Raw genomic sequence first — 22,609 nt, 5'->3', positions numbered from 1 at the left:
GGACTGGCCCCCTTGCAGGGGGTTCTGAAGGGGGGCGGAGGGGGTGGGGCACCCCTGCCACAAACCGCCCCTTTCTTTTTTTGTATCGCATGCAATCGAAACGCTCTATAACATAAAGCCCTCTGATTCATGGTATAATAGTCGTATGTTTAAGCGGTCGGAAATTTTAAACTTCACAACGGTCTATAGACTGGGAAGCCCCTTAACGACGGGTATGACTACCTTGCCCGTAAACGAGGACGCCCTGGAACCTGTTGACGCTATCGGCAGGTTCGACTGCACCATAGACGAAACCGGCCTGAACCTGACGTACACCCTCTCACCACATGACAGGGTCTTTGGTCTTGGTCAGACGCTGGGGGCACTCAACAAGAGGGGCAAGGTCTACAGGCTCTACGCAACCGATGACCCCGTCCATACGCCGGACAAGGAGTGCCTCTATGGCTCACACCCATTTGTCATCGTAGAGGGCACGGAGACGTTTGGGGTGTTCCTGGACTATCCCGCCGAAATTACCATAGACATCGGTTTTACACAGGACGACCTCCTGCGGATACGGATGGCAAATCGCAACATTGACATCTATGTCTTTGCCGGACAGGGCCTCAAGCCCACCGATATCGTCAGGGAATTTCTGACACTCACCGGCACCCCCTACGTGCCGCCAAAGTGGGCATTTGGCTATCACCAGTCCCGGTGGAGCTATCCCGATGAGAGGTCTGTCACCGAACTTGCAAAGATGTTCAGACAGAAGGGGTTTCCCTGCGACGCCATATACATGGACATAGACTACATGGATGGCTATAAGGTGTTCACAATCAATCAGGAACGCTTCGGTGACTTTGAACGCTTTGTTGCCTCAATGAAGCAGGATGGCTTTAAGCTGGTGCCGATCATAGACCCTGCCGTGAAGGTCGAGCGGGGGTACGGGGTATGCCAGGAGGGAATGGATAACGGACACTTCTGCCGCAGTGCCGATGGCGGCCTGTTTGTTGCTGCGGTGTGGCCGGGATTTGCATACCTGCCGGACTTTCATAACCAAGCCGCCAGAAAGTGGTGGGGAAGCCTCCACAAACGCTTCATCGAGGCCGGCATCGAGGGCTTCTGGAACGACATGAACGAGCCATCCATCTTTTACACCCCGCAGGCCGTCAACGAACTCTACGACACCGTACAGTACATGAGACAAAACGGCTTTGACAAGGAGGCGCTGACTTCAATGTCAAACAGGCCGGAGTACTTCGAGGCAATCGTCCACACCGATGACGCCGGCAACGCCGTACCCCATAATGCGATCCACAACCTCTACGGGTTTAACATGGCAAAGGCAACCGTTGAGGGTTTTAGCGAGTACATGCCACAACAGCGATACTTTCTTCTGTCCAGGAGCAGTTGCACGGGCACTCACAGGTTGGCCGGCATCTGGACCGGGGACAACATGAGCTGGTGGGAACACCTGTTGTCACACATCAGGATGCTCATGTCTCTGAACATGGCGGGGTTCTTTTACTGTGGCGCAGACATTGGCGGATTTGGATGCAACACGTACTCCGAACTAATGATCAGGTGGATGCAGTTGGGGGTGTTTTCGCCACTGTGCAGGAATCACTCCGCCATGGGCACAAGGTATCAGGAACCCTGGGCATTCGGACACCGGGCTTTTGGCATGATGAGGGAGGCAATACGCCTGCGCTATGCCCTCCTGCCCTACACGTACTCGGAGTACATGCGTTGTGTGAGGGAGTTGGTGCCCTTTATTTCGCCGCTCTTTGATACGACGGATGTCGAAGACCAGTTCATGTATGGCAACTCCATCATGGTAGCACCCATACATCAGCCAAATGCAAGGGGCAGGTACGTAACCCTGCCATCGGCCAAGTGCGACTTGGAGCGAGAAAGAACCAGGTGCGACCTGGAACAAGAAAAAAACCGGTGGCTACTGTGGAGATGCTCACGCTATGATGCAAGAGATGTCGAGGTCTATGCCCCGGGGGTCTATTACATAGGCGCCGAACTCGGTGAGATGCTCATTTTTATCAGGGAAAACACCCTAGTCACACTCACTCATCCCGTTGATTACATCGGTCAGGCAGACTGCCGGTCTCTGACGGTCATAGGGTTTGTCACCGACAAGGCAACCTTCACCCTCTACGACGATGACGGCAGGACGCTTAAGTACAAAGAAGGCTGCTTCTCAACCCTGGACATTGTTATCGAAAGGGCCGGCGACGACTATGGCATCATGCTCTGCAGCAACGAACACGAGGACGTACCCATTACAATAACCGAGTTCCTGTTTGAGATATACGATGCCTCGGCAGAGAAGGTCTGCAGAAGGGTTGTGACGTAAATGCCAACCATGCTGCACCTCTGGTGGCTACTTCCATAGTTTCAGGGCTGCTACAGCCAGCGAAGCAGTCGTCATACCTACTCCTACAATCCACATGATTAGTTGCAGCTTGGCTTCATTAAACTTGTTCGATATCTTCTCATCAACGGATTTTTCGAAAAAATCCATCCGTTGCCCCAGATTCCTTTCAGTGCTGTCTATTCGGGCGTTTAATGCCTTTTCAACGCCATCTATCTTAGCGTTTAATGCCTTTTCATTGTTAGCTACCAGGGTGGTCAAACCGTCTATCTTCTGGCAAAAGAGGGCAAAATGATTGTCTATCTTGTCTTCAAGACGTCTTTGTCCCTCCTCCAGTTTTATAAACTTATTTTCGAGTTCTCTTATTCTTTCATCCATAATAATTATTATAAGTGCTTTTTATGGGTACTGTCAATCTAAAATTTTTAGCCGGAGACATTGACATAAATTTTTTAATCCGTTATCATAGTAAGAACTGAGCAAAGATTTTGGAAAAAGGATGAATGTAATGAAGACAGTCTTTATGAAAAAAAGTGATGTGGAGAAGAAGTGGTACCTTGTGGATGCCCAGGGTAAGATATTGGGCCGTATGGCGTCTATGATAGCGACTTATCTCAGGGGCAAGCACAAACCCATATTCACTCCAAACGCCGATACGGGTGATTTTATCATAGTCGTAAATGCCGAAAAAATAGTGCTTACGGCCAACAAGCTCAACCAGAAGTTCTACTACCACCATACGGGTTACATCGGCAGTATCAAGTCGGAGAGCGCCAAGGACAGGATCAAGAGGTCGCCCGAGACCATGATTAGAGACGCCGTGTGGGGGATGTTGCCTAAGAACAGACTGGGACGCGCTATTATCAAAAAACTCAAGGTCTACAGAGGCCCTCAACACCCTCATGCAGCACAACAACCGGAACCAATAAATATAGTATAGAAGGAGATTTTAATGACCGAGGTCAGATATACGGCAACAGGGAGGCGAAAAACCTCCATAGCCCGCATTATAGTCAAAAAAGGGGCAGGGCAGATCACCGTCAACAACAGATCGGTTGAAAATTACTTCTCAAGGGAAACCCTGCGTATGATCATCAACCAACCCCTTGAGATAACCGGTATGGTCGGAAAACTCGACGTAGTAGCCAGGGTGGTCGGTGGCGGACCCGCTGGACAGGCCGGAGCCATCAGGCATGGTATCTCCATTGCCCTGGTCAATTCCGACTCGGACTTCAGACCCAAATTAAAACGAGAGGGTCTGCTCACACGAGACCCAAGGGAAAAGGAAAGAAAGAAATACGGCCAAAAAGGTGCCCGTAAAAGATTCCAATTCTCAAAAAGATAATTCTGAGGCTATATCTGCAATGATACAGGCCGCGGTATTTTATCGGATGCTATTTACCTGAAGTACGACAAATTGCTGAACAAGGGGGCATACGAAACGTAAATGCTGAAAGTTGTGATATGTGGAGGGAGTGGATACACGGGCAGCGAGCTTATGAGGCTCCTGATCAACCACCCCGATGTACTGGTAACGGCCATAACCGCCGACCGCTATGTGGGCAAAACTGTTACGGAGCTGTTTCCTCACCTGTATGATTACACCGACTATGTCTTTGAACCGTTAGAGAAGGAGGCTTTGCTTGAAAAGGGCGATGTCTTCTTCACTGCACTGCCACACGCTACCTCACAGGAGGTAGTGGACCACTTCCACAGAAACGGCAAGATGGTCATAGACCTCTCTGCCGACTACAGACTGAAGGACCACGCCGTCTACAGCCAATGGTATGGCACCACTCATCACTACCCGCAGACCCTTGCAAAGGCCGTATACGGATTGCCGGAAGTACACAGGGAGTCGATCAAGGGGGCGTCGCTGGTGGCAAATCCGGGGTGCTATCCCACCTCCGTGTTGCTTGCCCTGTATCCAGCCCTGAAGCACAACCTCGTTGACGTTGACCACATAGTGATAGACTCAAAGTCCGGGGTATCGGGGGCAGGACGAAAGGGGGAAGTTGCGTTATCTTTCTGTGAAGTAAACGGCGGATTCAGCGCCTATGGGGTCGCAACACACAGACACACGCCCGAAATAGAACAGGGCATATCGTTGAGTGCACAAAAACCTGTAACGGTCTCCTTCACTCCTCACCTGCTGCCGGTTAACCGTGGCATCCTGAGCACCGTCTATGCTACCCTTGGCCCTGCAATCGACCTCGAAGAGGTGCTGTCGCTATACGAACATACTTATGAAAATGATCCCTTCGTTATCGTCATGGACAAGGGGAAATTCCCCGATATTAAAAACGTCAGGGGGACTAACTTCTGTCAGATCGGTATCGCCATCGATAGAAAAAACACCCTTATCATAGTCAGTGTTATAGACAATCTCATAAAGGGGGCATCGGGTCAGGCTGTTCAAAATATGAATATCATGTGCGGCTTTGACGAAACCGTGGCGCTGAAGGCATTATCAGTACTCCCCTAACCCGGGCTTTTCCCAAAAAATCTATGTAACACATACAGGAGGATAAAACAATATGGTATTTAAGAGAAAGGTTGCCTTTGCGACGTCGCTGATAGCGGTTGGTCTTGTCATAGGATTGATACTCGCCTCTAACCTCAACATACAAAACCAGTCCGTGGCACAGTCAAAGGAGGTTGCCCCGCACAGCAAGGCAATCCTGGAACAGTTCAGCAATGCCTTGGTCGAGGTAACTGAGGTGGCCAGACCGGCCGTAGTCAACATATCAACCATGAAGACCGTAGAGATGAAGGACAACCCCATGGGGCGATTCTTTGATGACCCGTTCTTCAGGCGCTTCTTTGGGGATGAAAACCAATTCCACGCACCCAAAAAACATGAGTCAAAGGCGCTGGGCTCCGGCGTAATCGTCCGCGACGACGGCTACATCCTCACCAATAGCCATGTCGTAAAGGACGTGGATGAAATCAAGGTCATCCTCTACGACAAGACCGAGTACAAGGGCAAGGTTATAGGGACCGATTCCAAAAGCGATCTTGCCGTTATCAAGATTGAAGCCAAGGACCTGCCAACCATCAAGATTGGCGACTCAAGCAAGTTGAAACCGGGTGAGATCATTATCGCCATCGGCAACCCCTTTGGTCTGAATCAGACGGTTACAATGGGCATAGTCAGTGCCGTGGGTCGGTCTGACGTTGGCATTGCCGATTACGAAGACTTTATCCAGATAGATGCCGCCATCAATCCTGGCAACTCAGGTGGTGCCCTGGTGAGCATCAACGGAGAGCTTGTCGGGATCAACACGGCCATCTTTTCAACAAGCGGCGGATATCAGGGCATTGGCTTTGCCATACCGACCAACATGGCTAAAAACGTCATGGATAGCCTCATGAAAAATGGCAAAGTGGTAAGAGGTTGGCTCGGTGTCAATATTCAACCCCTGACCCCGGAGCTATCCAAGTCCTTCGGACTCACCGAAAAAACCGGCGTGCTGATTGCCGATGTCGTCGATGGCGGGCCGGCTGATAAGGCAGGCATAAAGCGCGGCGATGTCATCGTCATATTCAACGGCAAGGAAAGCACCAGTACCAGGCAATTGCGCAACATGGTCTCTGCCATAGACCCGGGTACCACGGTTGATGTCAAGGTCATCAGGGAGACAAAAGAGGTTATGCTAAGTGTAAAGGTTGGTGAACTGCCCGATGACAAGACTGCCGCCATGCTGCCCTCTGCTCAGGAGTCTGAAACAAAGATGCGGGGCATAAGCGTTCAGAACCTGACCCAGTCACTGCGGGAGAGGTTTAACATACCGGCAAAGGTCAGCGGTGTTATTATAACCGGCGTCGATGAGGGTAGCGTCGCTGCCTCTATCCTGCGTCCGGGTGACATCATCGGCGAAGTCAACAGAAAGCGTGTAAGTAATGTCAGTGATTACGAAACCGCAATATCCACGATCAAGAAGGATGACGACGTCCTGTTGTCAGTCTACAGGGCTGGGTCATTTATATACGTGACACTCTCAAGCAAGAAGTAAGGCCGAGAAAACGGCAAGGAGGAGGGCTATGGCTCCCTCCTCAGACCTACTCCGCAAGGGGGTGAGGCCAAGGGGGTGAGGCCAAGGGGGTGAGGCAGAAAGGGTACTCTACATATCTAAAAAAAGGTAGTCCTGAACAAGTAGTGATGCATAAGGATAGTATCACTACCTCTACAGGACTACCTACAGAACTACTACAGAAAGTCCGGAACTAACTGCAACTATGTGTGCAAAAATTAACTGTTGACAGAAACACTTCTGTGGTATTATCATAATAGTCATGCACCAGAAGTATGATATAGTATTGAAGGATATCGTTAAAGATGCACCTCGGAGGTTTCTGAAGCTGCTGACGGGATACGATACGGGCAAATTCATAGATATCCAGTTCCCCGATATTCAGATCAGGGAGGTCGATATCTTGATTGAGTTGCCGGATGGCAATATAGCCCACATTGAGATGCAATCGTCAAACGACAGCGATATGTTGGGGCGTATGTATCTCTATTCCGGGTTCATATACAATCAGTACAAGAAGTTACCGTTACAGATTGTCTTGTATATCGGTAATAAGCCGTTAAACATGAAAAGCAGTATGAAGTTTAAACGAATAAAGTATTCCTACGAATTGATAGACGCCCGTACTCTTGATGGCAACCAACTCATTGACAGTGATGACCCTGATGATATCATATTGGCTATTCTGTGCAGGTTCGACGATGCCGATGTTACTATAAAGAGGATTCTTGCTAAACTCTACCGGTTACAACCCAGAAAAAGGGAGAATTATATAAGGAAATTTCTATATCTTGCCGGATTAAGAAATCTGGCCGCCAAGGTAAAACAGGAGGTACTGAACATGCCGATAACAATTGATTTGGATGAATACGAGTTCTTTAAGGATATATTTACAAAGGGTGAACTCAAAGGCAGACAGGAAGGCAAACTGGAAGGCAAGCTGGAAGGGATAGAAGGGATGCTTGAAATCAAGTATGGCCCGGAGGGGCTGGAGCTTATGGATATGCTCAGGGGCATTGATAAGGTCGATAGACTTGATGAATTCAGGGCGCTTATCAAGAGGTCCACGTCAGTAGCCCAGTTGAGATTGTACCTGCAGGGTAACGCTTGAGCTTGCCGTTGAACAACGTCTGTCGCGGCTATAAGGTTAAATGCGATTCTGCGATGATCGTAAAGAATGTGAAGAAGGAGGTTTTTTTTATACGGTTGAGAGATTATTTTCAGCCTGACATGCCAGGATATCCCAGTTTTGGCGCATGTCTTGCTCTCTCTCTAGCACACCTTCAGCAACATTAAGACTTAAGACCCCCAGATTTTTTCTTTTCCACGGTATTTTTGCGTTTAATTGGACTACCACTTATCAACGTCATTGTTGTATCTTGTCCGGCCTTTTTCATCAACGAAGTAGCAATCAAAGGGCGCTCACGCATTTTGCGTGCAAATTAAACACAGTTCGGAGGTATCTTCTTTATATTTCATGGTAAAAGAAAAAAGGAGGGCGGCTCCGCCCCCTCCTCAGACCTCCCCTGCAAGGGGGCCAGCCCCCTTGACCCCATTTTACCATGCTTTTTTAAGAGGATACGTTCGGAGGTACTTTAAGATGAGGTTTAGTAACACAGGTTTAAAGAAAGTAATTGGGGCTAACGTAGCAATTGTTGCGTTGCTGTTTCTGACGCTATCGGCATATGCAGGATCGGTGCCAAACGTGTTCACGTCGGGGACGGTCGCCAAGTCCAGTGAGGTCAATGCCAACTTTACCTACTTGGGGGAGCGGTGCTGGGATAAGAATGGAACCAGCCTGTATTTCAACGGGGGGAATGTTGGCATTGGGACAACAACCCCTGAAAGACCGTTTCATATTCTTGTAAGTAATAATGCGGCTGCAATACGTATGACTAATCACGTTGGGGTTACCGCTGATATTGGAGTCCCTGGTGATGAGGGAGGTGCTGCATACGAAAGTTTTGGAATTGGTACTCAATCTAATCATCCTATAGTTTTGAGTGTAAATGGAGGAGTTCAACTGGTTACGATAGCTGCTAATGGGTATTTAGGTGTTGGTCGTGGTTCCAGCGATGTTAATACAGTTTCATACCCCCTACACATGAGAGTATCTGGTGCCTACGTAACCACCGGCGGTGTATGGACTAACGCCTCAAGCCGCGAGTACAAGGAAAACATCGAGGAGCTTTCCAGCAACGATGCGATGTTGGCCTTAAACTACCTGAAGCCCGTGACCTTCAATTACAAGACCGACAAGATGGATCACCACATCGGCTTCATCGCGGAGGACGTCCCAGACATCGTGGCCACAAAGGACCGCAAGGGTCTAAGCCCAATGGACATGGTCGCACTGCTGACGAAGATAGTCCAGGAGCAGCAGAAGACCATCGCGGAGTTATCGGACAGGGTGAAGTCGCTTGAACATCAAACCAAGTGACATAATGGAGACAAAACGCTGACGGTCACAAAACAGGGCACCGGTGACGGCACTATAACAACGTCGGTAGTCCTGCAGAAGTAGTGATGCATGTAGACTAAACCCTCATTATTAAATAGTTCATGTCATTCCCACGAAAGTGGGAATCCATCTTTAAAAACAGCATTAAATGCCTGATTAGGAAAAACCATCAAAGGATAGTATCACTACCTCTACAGGACTACCACAACGTCAACGGGCAGCCTCAACTGGAGCGGCAACACCGGCACGGCGCTGTATACCCTTAACACACAGGTGATAGTCACTGCGGTGGCGGACAACGCCTCAATCTTTAACGGTTGGACTGGATGCGACGTAACCATCGGCAATCAGTGTACGGTAAACATGACGGCAACAAGAAGCATCACTGCCGAGTTTAACGGTGTATGCAAGAGGACAAAGAAGGACTTTGACGGTGACGGCAAGAGCGGCATCCTCTGGCAGAGCAAGGACGTTGGCGATGTCTATACCTGGCTCATGGACAGTGTCAAGATACAGGGAAGCAGCGGTTTTGTGGCCAAGGGGATACCGTCTCAATGGCAGATCAGGTCAATCGCCGACTACGATGGCGACGGTAAGAGCGACGTACACCTGCAAGACGTCGATACCGGCAAGATATACGTCTGGCTGATGGACGGCACGACTATTAACTCCAGAGGCTATGCCGATCACGGCGTGCCAAGCGACTGGGGCATTTACTAACACACGGCAAGAAGAGAAAAGGAGGGCGGCTCCGCTTCTTGATGCGGCGGGACACTCCCGCCCCCTCCTTGACCTCCCCTGCAAGGTGCGAGCCGCACTGGCATAAAAGGGGCCAGCCCCCCACTGAGCCGGGGGAACTTAGCCGGGGGCGGCTCGCCCCTCGCTGACCCCTTGACCCCATAATATCTTAATTTATAGTGCAATCTTTCTATTGTATACCTGAATTATTACCTTAAATCTTGCAAAACATGTAGTCGATAGGATAATATAAATTATTGGAGGCATCAAATAAACGGATTAGGATTTATGATGCAACGGATGGCAAGGAACCGTTTCGGCAGTGGCTTGACTCACTGAAGGACATTAAAGGGCAGGCGAAAGTAAAGGCAAGGATAGACCGCTTAAGCTTAGGTAATTTTGGCGATTGCAGGGCAATAAAGAGTGGAGTTTATGAATTGAGAATAGATTATGGACCAGGATACCGTGTTTACTTCGGAGAGGTTGGTTCTGATATAATTTTGCTTCTATGTGGGGGCGACAAGACCCATCAGGAAGCTGATATCAAGAAAGCTTTAATATATTGGGATGATTTTATGATTAGGAGAGAGCGATGACAGACTACCATGACTTTTTAATTGAATCTCTAAGAGGTCGTGAAGAAGCGGTTGAGTATCTTAACGCCGTTTTGGAGGAAAACGACAAAGAGCTATTTTTGTTGGCTCTTCGCAATATTGCTGAGGCCGGATGGGTTGTATATGCCTCAGAAAAATCAGCAATCAGCGGAGACGGCATTTGCCTGATACCATTGGATTTTTATACGATCTAACATGGTAGGGATATATACGGCAAGGTACGTTAAGATCGATTCCGGGTATATGGGGCAATTGGTAGAGTGGCCTGAGGTGGTTACAGAAGGGCAGACATTGGAGGAATGCAGGGAACTACTCCAGGACGCAACTAAAGAAATGATAATGGCATGCCTCCAGCAAGGTGAAGATATCCCGGAAGGGGGTGCCTTATTACAGCAACTACATGTTGAATTTTAGTGTCTGTAAAAAGACATAAAATGTTTGATAGGATAACAGCAAGCGAATTGTGTAAACAGGCCGATTTGAAAAAAAGGTTTTAGAGTCCAGGACAAGAAAAATGATAAACAACTCAGATATGCTGAATACAACATGACTTCTAACGCATGTCTGATAGCTTGGTTGACGCAAGGCAAAAGTCTGTACAATTAACGTCAATGGTTATGGATTCCACCTCCCTTCTTTCTTTAATAGAGCAGATACTTTGCACGCAACTGCCGGAACTGTTGTAGTTGCTCCTGCCACTGTAGCGGGATAAACTGTGGGTCTGTGCGCTGCTTGATGGCCTCTACGGTGGATTCGCCGATAAGCCCCTTCGTGCTGTTAAGCTGAAAGCCTGGAAAGAGATTGTACAACGCCGAGGCGATCTCCACCCCCAGGACGGCACTGTCAAGTTCCTGGCGATCGACGAGGACTATCTGAACACCATGGCAGACCTCGTTGGCGTATATTTCACCCTTGGGTTTAAAGTCCACCGGCAGGAAACGCACACCCTCTATACGGCGACCGTTGAGATATGAGGCAAGCCGTCCGGCATCTATCCACGGCGCCCCAAAGACCTCAAAAGGCATGTCCGTGCCCCGCCCCACGCTGACGTTTGCACCCTCGATGAGCGCCACGCCCGGATATAGCGTGGCCTGCGTCAGCGTCCTGATGTTGGGAGAGGGGTTTAGCCACTTCAGACCGGTTTCGTCATACCAGTCTGTGCGCTCGTAGCCCTGCATCTTGATCACGTGGAGCTTGACGCCGATCTTGTACTGCTCGTTAAACATCCTGGCAAGTTCGCCAATGGTCATTGCGTGTCTGGTGGGCATCGGAAAGTAGTTGGTAAACGACCTGAGATTGCTCTGTACAACAGGTCCCTCCAGGGCCATGGCTGTGATCGGATTTGGCCGGTCCAGGACGTAAAAGGCAATCCCCTGTGCGGCAGCGGCCTCCATGGCATAGGCCATCGTCGTTATGTAGGTGTAAAAGCGCACACCGGCATCCTGGATGTCAAAGACCAGGGCATCCAATCCGGCAAGCATGGCAGGGGTGGGACGATAGGTCTTGCCGTAGAGGTTGTAAATGGGCACACCCGTTTTGGGGTCTGTGGTGACGTCTGTCTTTATGATTTCGTCGTATTCGCCGGAGAAACCGTGTTCGGGACTGAAGATGGCCTTGAGTTTTACGTTACGCCCCTTGTGAAAGAGGTCAACGTTGTGGCGTCCCTGCGAGTCTATGCCTGAGTGGTTGGTGATAAGTCCCACCCTGAGCTCCGACAATGACGCAAATCCCTCGGCAACCAGGACATCTAAACCCGTTTTGACCTTGCCATTGCGCGGGCCTTTTGTGTGATAGCTGTTTACGAGTTCGTGGTAGGCGGTCAGGGGGATGCGACTTTTGAGTATCCGCCGGGCAGGTTCCGACTCCAGGGCGGCGCCGACGATGGTTGCAATTTCGGCCCGCAAAGATACTACATCCCCCCCGCCATCAGGATGAACACGGTTAGAGAGGATGATAACGTAGGTCTCAGAGACGGGGTCGATCCAGATTGACGTCCCCGTGTATCCGGAGTGTCCGTAGGAACCCACGGGAAACAACACGCCACGATTAGAGGCAAACGGAGAGTCCATATCCCAGCCCAATCCGCGCACGGTCTTCTTGTCCATAGGCTCCTGCGGGGTGAACATCTTGGCGATGGTCAGGGTGCCCAGGATACGGACGCCGTTGAGCGTCCCTCCGCGCAAGATCATCCTGGCAAAGACGGCAAGGTCATCGGCGGTAGAAAACACCCCCGCATGTCCTGCCACGCCGTCCATCCTGTAGGCCGGAAGGTCATGAGCCTCTCCCTGGAGCAGCTTGCCCTTTCGGTACTGCGTGGGGGCTATGCGGCTGCGGACCTCTTCGGAGGGCCTGAACGACGTGTCCTTCATCCCCAGGGGCCTGAATATGTGTTGTGCGCAGTAGGCATCGAGTCTCTGACCGGAGAGCCGCCAGACAAGTTCCCCCAGGACCTGGAAGTTAATATCGCTGTAGGTAAAGTGTGTCCCCGGCGTGTACATTGGGGTTTCGTTGACGATCATCTTCATGGCCGCATCGTTGCCATGCCAGTATGGGGTCAGGGGCAGACCAGCACTTAAGCCGGAGTAGTGCGTCAACAGTTGACGGATGGTGATCTTCGCCTTGCCGTTGGCCTTGAACTCGGGCCAGTGTTTGCCCACGGAGTCCTCAAGGCGGAGCTTGCCCGCCTCCATAAGCTGCATGATGGCTATGGTGGTGGCAATGGGCTTTGTCATCGAAGATATGTCAAAGATCGTATCCACGGTCATCGGTATCTTGGCCGGCTCAACGGCACGGTAGCCAAAGGCCTTTCGGTAGACGATGCTGTCCCTGTTACCGATCAGTACGACTGCCCCGGGTAGCTTGCCTTCGCCGATGCTCTTGTCCACAAGCTCGTCAATTGAGGCCAGGTGCTCCTCGTTAAACAGCGATTGAGGCTCTGCCGTTGCTGCCCACAATAAGGGGGGGATACACGCAAAAAACACACTAAACAATATGTAGCAGAATGTGATCAATTGAGGCATCTGAAGATTCTCCTTATGTTTATTTTGACAATGTCACATTACCTGGCGATTAATCTCCCTTGTGATTGAGGCGCATTAATGACGTTATCATTTGCGGTAAAGACCTCAATACCGCCAACTGTGGCAAAATCGCCATCATCCGTAATGACTTTACTCGTTATGTTATTGCGCAATATTGCTTCAATGACAAACAAGTCATAGCCATCAAGTAGTTCGGTAGTAAGACGATTCATAGCGTTCTTTGTAACAGTTTCATCGATGTTTATGGCAACGGCTTTTGACATCGCTTCAATCTGGCTCCACGCAGCTTGGATTTCGCTGACAACTCTATTTCGTTCAAAGGGATAGTTGTGGCGGTATAATTTGGGTTTCACCTCATGCCCCTTTGAGCTGCTGAAGATGTCCCTCTCATTTCTTTCTATAATATGAGATAATTCAGACAAGGATAGATCACATCTAAGCAGCTTACTTTTAACTGAAATAGCAACATTTATGTATGAGATGTAACTATTAACAATTTGACGTTTAGAAGGTTTATTTGCCCAAATATCACGGGTATAGGTAAACCAGTACCAGGCATTTGTGTCAACCATAAAGACGTCGTCTGGACTTGGACTATCACTGCGAATGTCAATAATATCAGCACGAATATTATACTGAACGGGCATTACTAATCTTCTGCCTGTCGTAGTAGTATCTCATCTACAGCTTTACGTATCTCTGGTTTGCCATAATATTCTTTGGCGTTTTCTATCACGCGTTTAAGAACTGTCCACCCCAGAGAGTTCATGTTTGTTATCTTGATAAGACGGTTTAGGTCCTCCGGTTTTATATCTTTCAGCAGATGCCCAATGGCGGCATTAAAAAATAGTGACGTAAATAATGTAACTTTCTCAAAATTAAGCTCAACCGTGTTGCCGGCCAACAATATGGGATATATCTGATCAAATATCTTTTGACCATCTTGCATTGTAATGCAGATTTCGCCTATTTCCTTATATATGTCTGTTTTCATACTATATTCACCATCCTCAAAAAAATCGACTCACCTGGAGTTTCATTAGAAAATTGATAATACAATGCATCACAGCGCAGAACAATATTCACAATCGTACCTTCAAAGAATGTAGCTCTGTTCATGTATTTCTCCTGTAGTCTATCAATTGTAGTATAACATTTGCAGCTAAATACGTCAACTATCAAAGTCTGATAGCTCATCGTTAATAGTGGGTACTTTTACAACAGATATATTCACAATTTCCCCCTGCCTACCCTTTGCCGTTTAACGAGCCGATACAGGCGATGCAGTCCCTGGTAGACCTTGCTGAATGGCTGCTTCAGGGGGCCGCTGCTAAATAGCCGCACTACAGAAGGTGCAATGAGAAGCCTCAGCAACGGTGCGGGAAACCTCCCCCTCCGACACAATGCCATCAGAAGGTTGAGATAGCTTGGCTGCCGCATCGTGTAGGACTTGTCGTAGATGTCCCTGTGCTCATCCGTGATGAAGCCGTCGGCCTTGGCCATCTGATAGAGCCTGGTCTGGGGGTAGAGTACCAGGGAAAACGGCTGAAGCTGATAGGGCTTGGGTATCTCCGATATAAACCTCAGCGTCTGTATCCTGTCCTCGTCCGTTTCATAGGGGACGTCCAGGATGAAGTCATAGCTTGGGGGATACATCCTGCCCTTGTACTTGTTGATTATCCGGATGGCCTTCATTGTGACGTCGTTTGACATGTTTTGCCTGTTAAAGAGACGTTGGGTTTTGTCGCTGGCGCTTTCGATGCCCATCTGGATGTAACACAAACCGGCATCCACCAACAGCGCCATCTTTTCCTCGGTCACGGTCAGGGGACTGGCCAGGGCGCTGAATGGCAACCCGATCTCCCGCTTGTAGCTCTGACAGAACTCCGCAATGGCCTTTGTCCCCCTGGCAAAGAAGGCGTCATCGGATATCCATATGTACCCCACAAAGGGCATATTGGCCTTGACCCACGACAACTCCTCCATGACGTTGCCCACGGAACGCCACCGCAAATAACCACCCTTGCCACTGTAAAGGCCCTTGAGTGTATCGTTTATGCAGTAGGTGCAGGCATGTGGACAGCCCCGACCGGTCATCGTCTGATAACCAACCTTATTGAGATAGGCCGACACCGTTCCACGCCTTAAAAACTCCCGGGTCATTTCGTAGTCCAGGGGGGGGATACACCCCTCATGTAAGACGTAGTGGTCCTGGAAGCTGTAATCGGGGATCGGGTAGATATCGAGGTTGCGGTTGAGGGGTGCGAGGGGGTTTTTGACGATACCATCTGCCGTTCTGAGCCAGAGGTTTGGTGTTGAGAGGTAGTCCGAGCCGGAGGCAATCTTGTTGGCCAGCTCAAGGATTGCCTCCTCGCCCTCGCCCACGCAGACGATATCGGCATGTTTGATGCACTCCTCCGGCCTGATTGTCGGATGCACCCCACCCCAGATTATGGGCACCTGAAGGGAGTCCCTGAGGGCCGTTGTCAACTCAACGGCGTGTTCAAAGTAGTTTGTCATAAGCGTGATGCCAATCAGGTCTGCTCCGGCACAGAGGGATATAAGTTGATTGAGCACCTGTTCACTGTATATCTGCCTGGTATGTCTTTTACGGTCTGGCAGTGGGGCATCGGCATGGGGGTCGGGCAGAAAGACCATCCTGCTGTTGTGCCCATGCACCTTGAGCCAGGCAGAGATAGTCCTCAGTCCAAACACCGTGATGTCAGGGTAGGGTGATATGAGTGCTATGTTTGCCATGTCACCAGGCGTTTATTTTGCGCCGACAGGTTGTGGGCACAGCGGATAGGCTCCGGCAGTCTGTAGCGCGTGGTGGTGTGCAGGATGACGTCGAGGCAGCCGCTGATATCGATGAGGTGCCCCGGAGAGATGTACAGCGGGCTTACGTTGTCACGGCTTCTGAGGACGGCTCCGATCTGTTGCTCCTTGTCGTAGAGGTACTGCCAGTTGCCTTTGTGCGGACCCGGCTCCTGATAGATGCCAATCAGCCTGGACTTGGCACATCCGACAGTCGGTATGCCCAGGAGCACCCCAATGTGGGAGGCCAGCCCTATGCGACGCGGGTGTGCGATCCCCTGACCATCGACGATTATAAGGTCGGGTGGGGTCTGTAGCAACTTTATTGCCCCGATAATCACCGGCGCCTCACGGAAGGAGAGAAACCCCGGTACATACGGAAACTCCACCTCTTGTACCACCGAAACCTCATGCACCTTGTGCAGGGTGTTGTAGTCAAAGAGGCAGGCGCTGCCTATGACCTTGTTGTCAGAAAATGCCGCATCCACGCCGGCAACAAGGCACGGTTGCACGCCAAGCGCCTCTATCCGCACCTGTTGGGCAAGGGCCAGTTGGGTATGTCTTGCCTGCCGTAAATTTTCCGATAGTTTTACATCTTGCATAGATTAAGTTATAATATATCTTATTGAAAAGGAGGATGTAAAGTGAACGAGCTGTTGAACATAAGAGACGAAGTACTTAAGGAAGCGGCAGATTGCAGGAAAGAGCAGCAGTGTCTGAAAAACAGGGTCGAGTGGCTCTGCAAGGTGGATATTTTTGTCAACGATAACGTGTTGTTCGTGCGTTGTATTGACGCCAACTACTGCAGTTACCGGCTGCCGTTTGCTGATACCTTTGTGTGCAACTGTCCCGTCAGAAAGGAGATATATAACCTCTATCGGACATGATGCAGAGATTACTGACATTAACAATAAAAGAAAAGGAGATTTTTTAAATGGTAGACAGAGCAGAAGTAGAGAGTGCATTGAATCAAATCAGGCCGGCCCTCAGACGCGATGGCGGGGATGTGGAACTTGTTGACATCACGGCTGACGGTATCGTGAAGGTCAAGCTCATTGGCGCCTGCGGCAGTTGCCCGATGTCAATCATGACGCTAAAGGGAGGTATAGAGGTCAAACTCAAGAGCGACATCCCCGGCATCAAGGCAGTTGAGGCCGTCTGAGACCAGGGAAACAGTTCAGATGTGATTGCGCTGCCCTTGCCGTAGTTGGGAGGGGGGCAGCGCCCCTCCATCACAAAAAGGGACAGCACCCTTCATAGAGATGAGTGAAAATTGTATAGACGATGCTGCAAAAGGAGGTGACATATGAAGGGCATACAGTACATGACAGACGATAATGGAGATAGAACAGCCGTTGTAATAGATCTTAAGCAATATGGCAATGTGTGGGAAGATTTCTATGACACCCTCACGGCATCTGAACGCAAGGACGAACCGAGGGAAACCATTGCAGTGGTTAAGAAGAGGCTGATGCAAAAGAGAAAACTCCTTGGGTAATTACTCTATCACCTTTTCACATTCAGCCGAATGAAAGACATCTCTTGGATCAAGACTGCTGACAAAGATATTGCTATCAATTGCTACATACCTCATTCTCTCTCTCTTCTTATGTCATCAACACTGTCTCCACCAGGTGATATATCACCGATTTTTTTTATCAACTCCGCAAATACCTTTATCCGTTCGTTAATTGCAAGGGTAGCCTTCTCACGTTTATCCCTGACCTCGATCTCTAACTCCTGACCTTCCTCTAATTCGATCCCCTCCAGAGGTTCAAAGACCCCATGTGAGTATCTTGCTCTTATTGTTGTCACAGACTTAATCCTCCTTTTAACCTTAAGAAATACCCTCGAAAAAATCTATAACCCTTTACGGGGTCAAGGGGACTGGTCCCCTTGTGGGTGGGTCTGAGGGAGGGGGTCGGCGACCCCTGGCATATAGGCAAAGCCCTCCCTTTTATGTTTTTTCTTAATAGTGTTCGAACTCGTCGTCGCTGTGTTTTTCAGCGAGGTTGAGGTTTGTCCTTGCCTCTTGCCTGGGGGCTGGTGGGGGAGCTGCCTTTTTAGGGGCGGGTGCATGGGCGGGCATGTGGGCTATCTGGGCCTTTTTGGCAGCGGGCTTTGCTGTGGACCTTCTCTTGCCGCCGTCGCCGATCTTGAAGAACGATATCGCCTCTTGCAGCATTCCTGCCTGCGCACTAAGCTCCTCGGAGGTGGAGGCCAGTTCTTCGGCGGCGGAGGCGTTCTGCTGGATGACGTTGTCCAGTTGCTGGAGGGCCTTGTTGATCTGCTCGGCTCCGGCATTTTGCTCGTTGCTTGCCGCACTGATCTCCTGGATCAACTCTGCCGTCCGCTGGATGTCGGGGACGAGCTTGAGGAGCATGCTCCCGGCGTTTTCGGCAACCTGAACGCTTGTCCCGGACAGCTCGGTGATCTCCCCGGCGGCCTTCTGTGAACGCTCGGCCAACTTCCTGACCTCGGAGGCCACAACCGCAAAACCCTTGCCATGTTCACCGGCACGGGCTGCCTCAATTGCCGCGTTAAGCGCAAGTAGGTTGGTCTGTCTGGCGATCTCTTCTATGATGTTGATCTTGCTGGCTATCTCTCTCATGGCGCTGACGGCCTCGCTGACGGATTGGCCTGTCACCTTGGCATCCTGCGCCGATTTTACGGCGATCTTGTCCGTCTGGGCGGCGTTGTCCGAGTTCTGTCGGATGTTGGCCGACATCTCCTCCATCGACGACGAAGTCTCCTCAATCGATGCCGCCTGCTCCGTGGCGCCCTCCGATATCTGTTGTGCGCTTGAGCTTAGTTCGTTGCTGCCTGAGGCAACCTGGTCCGCTGCATTCTGCACGTTGCTGACGACCTCCTTGAGCCGTTCGACCATGTTCTTCATTGCCGTAAGGAGCTGCCCGGTCTCATCCTTGCTGGAGGTGTCAATTCGCACGGTGAGGTCACCCTCGGCCAGGCTAGTGGCAATGCTCACGCCCTCGTTTAACGGCTTCACGATGCTGCTTATGATCCACCATGCCACGATAATCGCTAATATCAGACCGATAACCATTGCCGCTATTGCCATGTTGCGCGAGGATTCGTATTCCTTTACCGATTGCTTATAGAGTTTGTCTGCCTCATCCACCTGGAGCTGCTTCAGTGCATCTATGCCTTGTGCTACAGGAGCTGCCATCGGTCTTACGCGGTCTTCATTGAGCTTTGCGGCCTCTTCAATTTTTCCGGCATTGAGGGCCTCCATTACCGGTTTAAACCCCTCTTCCCGGAGCTTTGCCCTATCTGCAACAAATTTATCCGCAAGGGCCTTTTCCTCGGGGGTCATGTAGGACGCTGCATACGCCTTCCATAGATCGCCTATCTTATTGATGTTTTCTTCCATTGTTGCAATGCGCTTGCTGATTACATCTGGCTTGGGGTCTTGCAGGGCTTGCAGTATTTCTATCCGATTTCTGAGGTTCAGCCTTCCTATATCAGCAACCTGCCCAAGAGGTACCAGCCTGTCTTCATACACGCTCTTGATTACGCTGTTTGCCTGCTTGATTTCATGTATGCCCAGCAACCCGATCCCTATTACCAGGATTGCCATAAATGCCACAAGCATGTACAGCCTTACGCCTATCTTTAGATTCTTAAACATCTTACCTCCGTTTGTTTTTTTCTTACATTGCTGGATGCAATGATAACATATCAGTCATATAGTTTGTCAATCCAGCCTAAAAAGACATCGCTGCCATATGGACTTGCAACATCCAAGGGGGCTATACGTTAAAGACAAGTGAATGTTCCTTTTCGATGATACTGACCCTGTTGCGTCCTTTGTTTTTGGCTATGTACAGGGCATAATCAGCCTTTTTTATAAATATGTATGCAGACTCCTCCTTCACATACTCGGAGACCCCAAAGCTGCATGTCACATGCCCTACGTGGTTAAAGGCGTAGCCGTCAATGGTCTCCCGGAGCTTTTCGGCCAGCTCCCTTGCCCCCTCTATGGTGGTTTCGGGGGTCAGGATGATAAATTCCTCACCACCGTAACGCGCAAATATGTCCGTAGCCCTGATATGCACATCCACCAGGGCCGTTAACTCCTGCAAGACGTAGTCTCCAACCTGATGGCCATAGTTGTCGTTTATGTGCTTAAAGTGGTCTATGTCAAAGATAATGATAGCCAGGTTACTTTTATACCGCACTACACGCTCAATTTCCTTAGTCAGCTCATCCTCGAACTTCTTCCTGTTATAGATACTCGTCAACGGGTCCTTACATGCGAGGTTCTGGTACTTCTTGCGGTCCATCTCTATGTGTGAGACGTCCGTAAAGGAGACGAGATACCTTCCCCCCTTGTTATGTCCGGGGATTTCGCTGGCATGTAACAGGTAGGCCCTTGCCTCGCTCTTTAACTCACCCTTGCCCGAAAGATGTACGATGTAATCCTTGCTGTTGCCGCTTACGATAATCCCCAACCACTCCTGAAACGACTTCCCCTTATAGAAAGACTCCTCCTTTAACACAAGAAACCGGTTTAGGGTCTTGCACTTATACTGAAACTCCTCGATGGTAGCAAATCCCAGGTAGTTCAGGAAAGACTTGTTGAGAAAGGTGATGTTCTCACCGTCCGTGATCATGATAAAGGTCGGATTGTTGTCGAGGATCGTCCTTATGAATTCGTTTTTGGCATCAATATCCCTCTGCTGTATGACTATCCGTGCGGTTTTTAACAGGACGTGCAGCAGTTCTTTATTGTTTATGGGCTTTTTAATGTACTTGTCTACGCCGATATCGATGGCCTTGAGGAAATACTCCTCGTCATTGTAGGCCGTAGTGATAATGACGGGACAGTCGTCGTTGATGGCCTTTATCTCGCCGGCCATGTCCAGGCCATTCATGACAGGCATACGGATGTCGGTTACCACAATGTCGGGGTTCTTCAGCCTGAAGAGATCAATGCCCTCTTTGCCGTTTGTGGCCAGGTAAAGTTCTTTTATGCGTCTTTTGAGAAAACGGGCTACGTTGGTCCGTATAATTTCCTCATCCTCCACGTACAGTATCGTCGTACTGTCAAGGTAGAGGTCCTTCATCTTCTCCTCGATTGCCTGCTTTTTTATATCCGTCATGTTAGAATATATTAACAAAAACCGTCAGAAAAAGTAAAAAAATTGAAATGCAGTTTTACCCTGATATGTAGTTTGACAATGTCACATTCCAATTTCTGCAACCAAAGATGTCTGAACCACGATTTAACGGCCTGGCGACTGTAAGGAGCGATTTGATTATCGGGGATTATCAGGATTTTGTTAAAAAAAAAGGTCTTATCCCTTTTTCCTGTAAATCCTTTAATCTGTGTAATCCTGGTTCAGACAATCCCTTGTTTTACTTATAATGTGACATTGTCAAGTTACGGTCTTCTTAGTGCTTACCTGGCCTTCATAAAATCATCAACACTTATTCCGCTTTTTCTTATTAATCCCCTCAGTAAACCTGGCGCTATTTCTCTATGATTTGGAACTGATAATGTTGCCCTTGTGTCATGGTATAGTATCACATGGCTTCCGGTTTGATGATCCTCTGTATACCCAAACTCCTTAAAGACCTTAACAATATCTCTGCCCGACATGTTGGAAAGTATTCCCATATCTTTCAGATCGTTACTTCCCCTAAAAACACCTCTGTTCTTTCTGGAATATCCAACCTTCCATGACTTTCTTCTACATACAACCATCCCCTGATAGCATCCTTTATATTGGCCAGGGCTTCATCCATAGTCTTGCCCTGACTCATACACCCTACAAGCTCAGGGACATCTACAACATATCCCTCATATTCATGATCATACATAATGATCACTTTAAATATCCGTGCCATACTCTGCTTACTCCTTATTAACTCATATTACGCAAGAAAATAGTAAAATATGGTAAAATACTTTTACCCTTATCATAACATAACGGGAGTATTTTTTTATGGACACAAAAGGGAGTAAACATTCCATACTGTTTGTATCATGCATAGGAGGTGAGATTAATGGATTTTTACACAGCAGTTTTACGAAAAAGCGGAAATTATTGGGTAGCTCTTTGTCTTGAAAATGGACTAGTAGGACAGGGGAATACTAAAGATACTGCTTTAGAGAAGCTTAAAGAGGCGGTCGAGTCATTTGACGATATCTTAAAATCCGAACAATATATCTATAATGAGCCTTTACATATAAGTGAACTACATGAGTTTCTATCTTTTGAAACTGATACAGTTATCGAAGAAGCATATGAATTAAAAAAAGGTATATGCTTAAGAATTTCCCATCACTTAAGCCAAGAGAACTAATCCGTATTTTAGAAAGAGGTGGATGTGCTTATTATAGGGAAGGTAAAGGAGACCATAGTATTTATGTTCGCTATTTTAAGGGAGGAAAAAGAGTTGTTCTGATAGATATGGGTGCTAAAGAACTTTCTCCTTATTATACTCTGCGAATAATGCGACAGCTTGGATTTACAGATGACGAGATAAAGTTGCTTTTAGAATTGCGGTAAAGT

Annotated in this window: 27 protein-coding genes; 16 read left to right on the top strand and 11 right to left on the bottom strand. The window is 49.0% G+C overall.

Translation table 11 applies throughout. From position 1 onward, the window contains the following. The first annotated feature begins 214 nt into the window (after positions 1 to 214). On the top strand, positions 215 to 2,350 hold the full coding sequence (locus Mcas_RS08370) for a TIM-barrel domain-containing protein (RefSeq protein WP_353740387.1): 2,136 nt from the start codon (positions 215 to 217) through the stop codon (positions 2,348 to 2,350). Between the two features lie 27 nt (positions 2,351 to 2,377). On the opposite strand, the gene Mcas_RS08365 is transcribed toward Mcas_RS08370, so the two are convergent. Beyond that, a complete protein-coding gene (locus Mcas_RS08365; RefSeq protein ID WP_052567042.1) occupies positions 2,378 to 2,746 on the bottom strand; it encodes a hypothetical protein in 369 nt (122 codons plus the stop codon). 130 nt (positions 2,747 to 2,876) lie between these two features. Between Mcas_RS08365 and rplM the strand changes: the two genes are divergently transcribed. From rplM to Mcas_RS19200, 10 genes are all read left to right on the top strand, one after another. Next, positions 2,877 to 3,308, top strand: coding sequence for a 50S ribosomal protein L13 (rplM, locus tag Mcas_RS08360; protein WP_040335066.1), 432 nt, complete (start codon positions 2,877 to 2,879; stop codon positions 3,306 to 3,308). A 12-nt stretch (positions 3,309 to 3,320) separates the two neighbouring features. Then, positions 3,321 to 3,713, top strand: a complete 393-nt coding sequence (gene rpsI / locus Mcas_RS08355; protein WP_040335065.1) for a 30S ribosomal protein S9 — start codon at positions 3,321 to 3,323, stop codon at positions 3,711 to 3,713. A gap of 102 nt (positions 3,714 to 3,815) precedes the next feature. Continuing rightward, positions 3,816 to 4,853, top strand: a complete 1,038-nt coding sequence (gene argC, locus Mcas_RS08350) for an N-acetyl-gamma-glutamyl-phosphate reductase (RefSeq protein WP_040335064.1) — start codon at positions 3,816 to 3,818, stop codon at positions 4,851 to 4,853. Between the two features lie 52 nt (positions 4,854 to 4,905). After that, the gene (locus Mcas_RS08345; RefSeq protein WP_040335063.1) at positions 4,906 to 6,384 is read left to right on the top strand and encodes a DegQ family serine endoprotease; all 1,479 of its coding nucleotides are present in this window, start codon (positions 4,906 to 4,908) and stop codon (positions 6,382 to 6,384) included. A 280-nt stretch (positions 6,385 to 6,664) separates the two neighbouring features. Then, complete coding sequence (locus tag Mcas_RS08340; protein WP_040335062.1) at positions 6,665 to 7,513, top strand: RpnC/YadD family protein; 849 nt, start codon at positions 6,665 to 6,667, stop codon at positions 7,511 to 7,513. Between the two features lie 489 nt (positions 7,514 to 8,002). After that, complete coding sequence (locus Mcas_RS08335) at positions 8,003 to 8,842, top strand: tail fiber domain-containing protein (RefSeq protein WP_040335061.1); 840 nt, start codon at positions 8,003 to 8,005, stop codon at positions 8,840 to 8,842. A 309-nt stretch (positions 8,843 to 9,151) separates the two neighbouring features. Beyond that, positions 9,152 to 9,583, top strand: coding sequence for a hypothetical protein (locus tag Mcas_RS08330; protein ID WP_040335060.1), 432 nt, complete (start codon positions 9,152 to 9,154; stop codon positions 9,581 to 9,583). A gap of 275 nt (positions 9,584 to 9,858) precedes the next feature. Beyond that, positions 9,859 to 10,197 carry a type II toxin-antitoxin system RelE/ParE family toxin gene (locus Mcas_RS08325; protein ID WP_040335059.1) on the top strand — a complete coding sequence of 113 codons (339 nt, stop codon included), beginning with the start codon at positions 9,859 to 9,861 and terminating at the stop codon, positions 10,195 to 10,197. Beyond that, positions 10,194 to 10,409, top strand: coding sequence for a helix-turn-helix domain-containing transcriptional regulator (locus Mcas_RS08320; protein ID WP_052567041.1), 216 nt, complete (start codon positions 10,194 to 10,196; stop codon positions 10,407 to 10,409). The genes Mcas_RS08325 and Mcas_RS08320 overlap by 4 nt, the downstream gene beginning before the upstream one ends. Before the next feature lies 1 nt (position 10,410). Next, complete coding sequence (locus tag Mcas_RS19200) at positions 10,411 to 10,629, top strand: type II toxin-antitoxin system HicB family antitoxin (RefSeq protein ID WP_040335058.1); 219 nt, start codon at positions 10,411 to 10,413, stop codon at positions 10,627 to 10,629. Positions 10,630 to 10,856: 227 nt separating this feature from the next. On the opposite strand, the gene Mcas_RS08310 is transcribed toward Mcas_RS19200, so the two are convergent. The 5 genes from Mcas_RS08310 to nfi form a co-directional block, all read right to left on the bottom strand. Continuing rightward, the gene (locus Mcas_RS08310) at positions 10,857 to 13,235 is read right to left on the bottom strand and encodes an exo-beta-N-acetylmuramidase NamZ domain-containing protein (RefSeq protein ID WP_040335057.1); all 2,379 of its coding nucleotides are present in this window, start codon (positions 13,233 to 13,235) and stop codon (positions 10,857 to 10,859) included. 38 nt (positions 13,236 to 13,273) lie between these two features. Continuing rightward, a complete protein-coding gene (locus Mcas_RS08305; RefSeq protein ID WP_040335056.1) occupies positions 13,274 to 13,903 on the bottom strand; it encodes a hypothetical protein in 630 nt (209 codons plus the stop codon). A gap of 2 nt (positions 13,904 to 13,905) precedes the next feature. Beyond that, on the bottom strand, positions 13,906 to 14,250 hold the full coding sequence (locus tag Mcas_RS08300; RefSeq protein ID WP_040335055.1) for an STAS-like domain-containing protein: 345 nt from the start codon (positions 14,248 to 14,250) through the stop codon (positions 13,906 to 13,908). 236 nt (positions 14,251 to 14,486) lie between these two features. Next, a complete protein-coding gene (locus tag Mcas_RS08295) occupies positions 14,487 to 16,013 on the bottom strand; it encodes a B12-binding domain-containing radical SAM protein (RefSeq protein ID WP_040335054.1) in 1,527 nt (508 codons plus the stop codon). After that, on the bottom strand, positions 16,001 to 16,672 hold the full coding sequence (gene nfi, locus Mcas_RS08290; RefSeq protein ID WP_040335053.1) for a deoxyribonuclease V: 672 nt from the start codon (positions 16,670 to 16,672) through the stop codon (positions 16,001 to 16,003). The genes Mcas_RS08295 and nfi overlap by 13 nt, the downstream gene beginning before the upstream one ends. A 42-nt stretch (positions 16,673 to 16,714) precedes the next feature. Here nfi and Mcas_RS08285 point away from each other — a divergent pair, with 42 nt between their 5' ends. The 3 genes from Mcas_RS08285 (at position 16,715) to Mcas_RS08275 (ending at position 17,568) form a co-directional block, all read left to right on the top strand. Further along, positions 16,715 to 16,957 (top strand): hypothetical protein, encoded by a 243-nt coding sequence (locus Mcas_RS08285; protein ID WP_040335052.1) that lies wholly within the window; start codon positions 16,715 to 16,717, stop codon positions 16,955 to 16,957. A gap of 47 nt (positions 16,958 to 17,004) precedes the next feature. Continuing rightward, positions 17,005 to 17,232 (top strand): NifU family protein, encoded by a 228-nt coding sequence (locus Mcas_RS08280; RefSeq protein WP_040335051.1) that lies wholly within the window; start codon positions 17,005 to 17,007, stop codon positions 17,230 to 17,232. Between the two features lie 144 nt (positions 17,233 to 17,376). Then, positions 17,377 to 17,568, top strand: a complete 192-nt coding sequence (locus Mcas_RS08275; protein WP_040335050.1) for a hypothetical protein — start codon at positions 17,377 to 17,379, stop codon at positions 17,566 to 17,568. A gap of 92 nt (positions 17,569 to 17,660) precedes the next feature. Here Mcas_RS08275 and Mcas_RS08270 read toward each other — a convergent pair whose 3' ends face one another. The 5 genes from Mcas_RS08270 to Mcas_RS08255 form a co-directional block, all read right to left on the bottom strand. After that, positions 17,661 to 17,885 carry an antitoxin family protein gene (locus Mcas_RS08270; protein ID WP_040335049.1) on the bottom strand — a complete coding sequence of 75 codons (225 nt, stop codon included), beginning with the start codon at positions 17,883 to 17,885 and terminating at the stop codon, positions 17,661 to 17,663. Between the two features lie 154 nt (positions 17,886 to 18,039). Next, positions 18,040 to 19,719, bottom strand: coding sequence for a methyl-accepting chemotaxis protein (locus Mcas_RS08265; RefSeq protein ID WP_040335048.1), 1,680 nt, complete (start codon positions 19,717 to 19,719; stop codon positions 18,040 to 18,042). A 121-nt stretch (positions 19,720 to 19,840) separates the two neighbouring features. Next, positions 19,841 to 21,193, bottom strand: coding sequence for a GGDEF domain-containing response regulator (locus Mcas_RS08260; RefSeq protein WP_052567040.1), 1,353 nt, complete (start codon positions 21,191 to 21,193; stop codon positions 19,841 to 19,843). A gap of 299 nt (positions 21,194 to 21,492) precedes the next feature. After that, entirely contained in the window at positions 21,493 to 21,798 is a 306-nt protein-coding gene (locus Mcas_RS17615) for a type II toxin-antitoxin system HicA family toxin (RefSeq protein ID WP_235203302.1), read from the bottom strand. Then, on the bottom strand, positions 21,717 to 21,941 hold the full coding sequence (locus Mcas_RS08255) for a type II toxin-antitoxin system HicB family antitoxin (protein ID WP_040335047.1): 225 nt from the start codon (positions 21,939 to 21,941) through the stop codon (positions 21,717 to 21,719). The genes Mcas_RS17615 and Mcas_RS08255 overlap by 82 nt, the downstream gene beginning before the upstream one ends. 159 nt (positions 21,942 to 22,100) lie before the next feature. Here Mcas_RS08255 and Mcas_RS08250 point away from each other — a divergent pair, with 159 nt between their 5' ends. Together Mcas_RS08250 and Mcas_RS19195 are read left to right on the top strand one after the other, a co-directional pair. After that, complete coding sequence (locus Mcas_RS08250) at positions 22,101 to 22,400, top strand: type II toxin-antitoxin system HicB family antitoxin (protein WP_052567038.1); 300 nt, start codon at positions 22,101 to 22,103, stop codon at positions 22,398 to 22,400. Further along, positions 22,361 to 22,606 carry a type II toxin-antitoxin system HicA family toxin gene (locus tag Mcas_RS19195; protein ID WP_081853715.1) on the top strand — a complete coding sequence of 82 codons (246 nt, stop codon included), beginning with the start codon at positions 22,361 to 22,363 and terminating at the stop codon, positions 22,604 to 22,606. Before Mcas_RS08250 ends, Mcas_RS19195 begins: the two co-directional genes overlap by 40 nt. The last annotated feature ends 3 nt before the right edge of the window (positions 22,607 to 22,609 follow it).

The sequence above is a fragment of the Candidatus Magnetobacterium casense genome (assembly GCF_000714715.1).
GTDB lineage: Bacteria > Nitrospirota > Thermodesulfovibrionia > Thermodesulfovibrionales > Magnetobacteriaceae > Magnetobacterium > Magnetobacterium casense.
The sequence above is the reverse complement of the archived record's forward strand: the minus strand, read 5'-3'. Positions and strand labels throughout refer to the sequence as shown.

Bases quoted from the DNA above. Each gene is read 5' to 3' on its own strand.
- Mcas_RS19195 (WP_081853715.1), top strand. From the start codon at position 22,361: ATGCTTAAGAATTTCCCATCACTTAAGCCAAGAGAACTAATCCGTATT.
- Mcas_RS08300 (WP_040335055.1), bottom strand. From the start codon at position 14,250: ATGAAAACAGACATATATAAGGAAATAGGCGAAATCTGCATTACAATG.
- Mcas_RS08295 (WP_040335054.1), bottom strand. From the start codon at position 16,013: ATGGCAAACATAGCACTCATATCACCCTACCCTGACATCACGGTGTTT.
- nfi (WP_040335053.1), bottom strand. From the start codon at position 16,672: ATGCAAGATGTAAAACTATCGGAAAATTTACGGCAGGCAAGACATACC.
- Mcas_RS08305 (WP_040335056.1), bottom strand. From the start codon at position 13,903: ATGCCCGTTCAGTATAATATTCGTGCTGATATTATTGACATTCGCAGT.
- Mcas_RS08260 (WP_052567040.1), bottom strand. From the start codon at position 21,193: ATGACGGATATAAAAAAGCAGGCAATCGAGGAGAAGATGAAGGACCTC.
- Mcas_RS17615 (WP_235203302.1), bottom strand. From the start codon at position 21,798: ATGGTTGTATGTAGAAGAAAGTCATGGAAGGTTGGATATTCCAGAAAG.
- Mcas_RS08365 (WP_052567042.1), bottom strand. From the start codon at position 2,746: ATGGATGAAAGAATAAGAGAACTCGAAAATAAGTTTATAAAACTGGAG.
- Mcas_RS08265 (WP_040335048.1), bottom strand. From the start codon at position 19,719: ATGTTTAAGAATCTAAAGATAGGCGTAAGGCTGTACATGCTTGTGGCA.
- Mcas_RS08340 (WP_040335062.1), top strand. From the start codon at position 6,665: ATGCACCAGAAGTATGATATAGTATTGAAGGATATCGTTAAAGATGCA.
- Mcas_RS19200 (WP_040335058.1), top strand. From the start codon at position 10,411: ATGGTAGGGATATATACGGCAAGGTACGTTAAGATCGATTCCGGGTAT.
- Mcas_RS08345 (WP_040335063.1), top strand. From the start codon at position 4,906: ATGGTATTTAAGAGAAAGGTTGCCTTTGCGACGTCGCTGATAGCGGTT.
- Mcas_RS08310 (WP_040335057.1), bottom strand. From the start codon at position 13,235: ATGCCTCAATTGATCACATTCTGCTACATATTGTTTAGTGTGTTTTTT.
- Mcas_RS08250 (WP_052567038.1), top strand. From the start codon at position 22,101: ATGGATTTTTACACAGCAGTTTTACGAAAAAGCGGAAATTATTGGGTA.
- Mcas_RS08320 (WP_052567041.1), top strand. From the start codon at position 10,194: ATGACAGACTACCATGACTTTTTAATTGAATCTCTAAGAGGTCGTGAA.
- argC (WP_040335064.1), top strand. From the start codon at position 3,816: ATGCTGAAAGTTGTGATATGTGGAGGGAGTGGATACACGGGCAGCGAG.
- rpsI (WP_040335065.1), top strand. From the start codon at position 3,321: ATGACCGAGGTCAGATATACGGCAACAGGGAGGCGAAAAACCTCCATA.
- Mcas_RS08335 (WP_040335061.1), top strand. From the start codon at position 8,003: ATGAGGTTTAGTAACACAGGTTTAAAGAAAGTAATTGGGGCTAACGTA.
- rplM (WP_040335066.1), top strand. From the start codon at position 2,877: ATGAAGACAGTCTTTATGAAAAAAAGTGATGTGGAGAAGAAGTGGTAC.
- Mcas_RS08280 (WP_040335051.1), top strand. From the start codon at position 17,005: ATGGTAGACAGAGCAGAAGTAGAGAGTGCATTGAATCAAATCAGGCCG.
- Mcas_RS08255 (WP_040335047.1), bottom strand. From the start codon at position 21,941: ATGGCACGGATATTTAAAGTGATCATTATGTATGATCATGAATATGAG.
- Mcas_RS08370 (WP_353740387.1), top strand. From the start codon at position 215: ATGACTACCTTGCCCGTAAACGAGGACGCCCTGGAACCTGTTGACGCT.
- Mcas_RS08275 (WP_040335050.1), top strand. From the start codon at position 17,377: ATGAAGGGCATACAGTACATGACAGACGATAATGGAGATAGAACAGCC.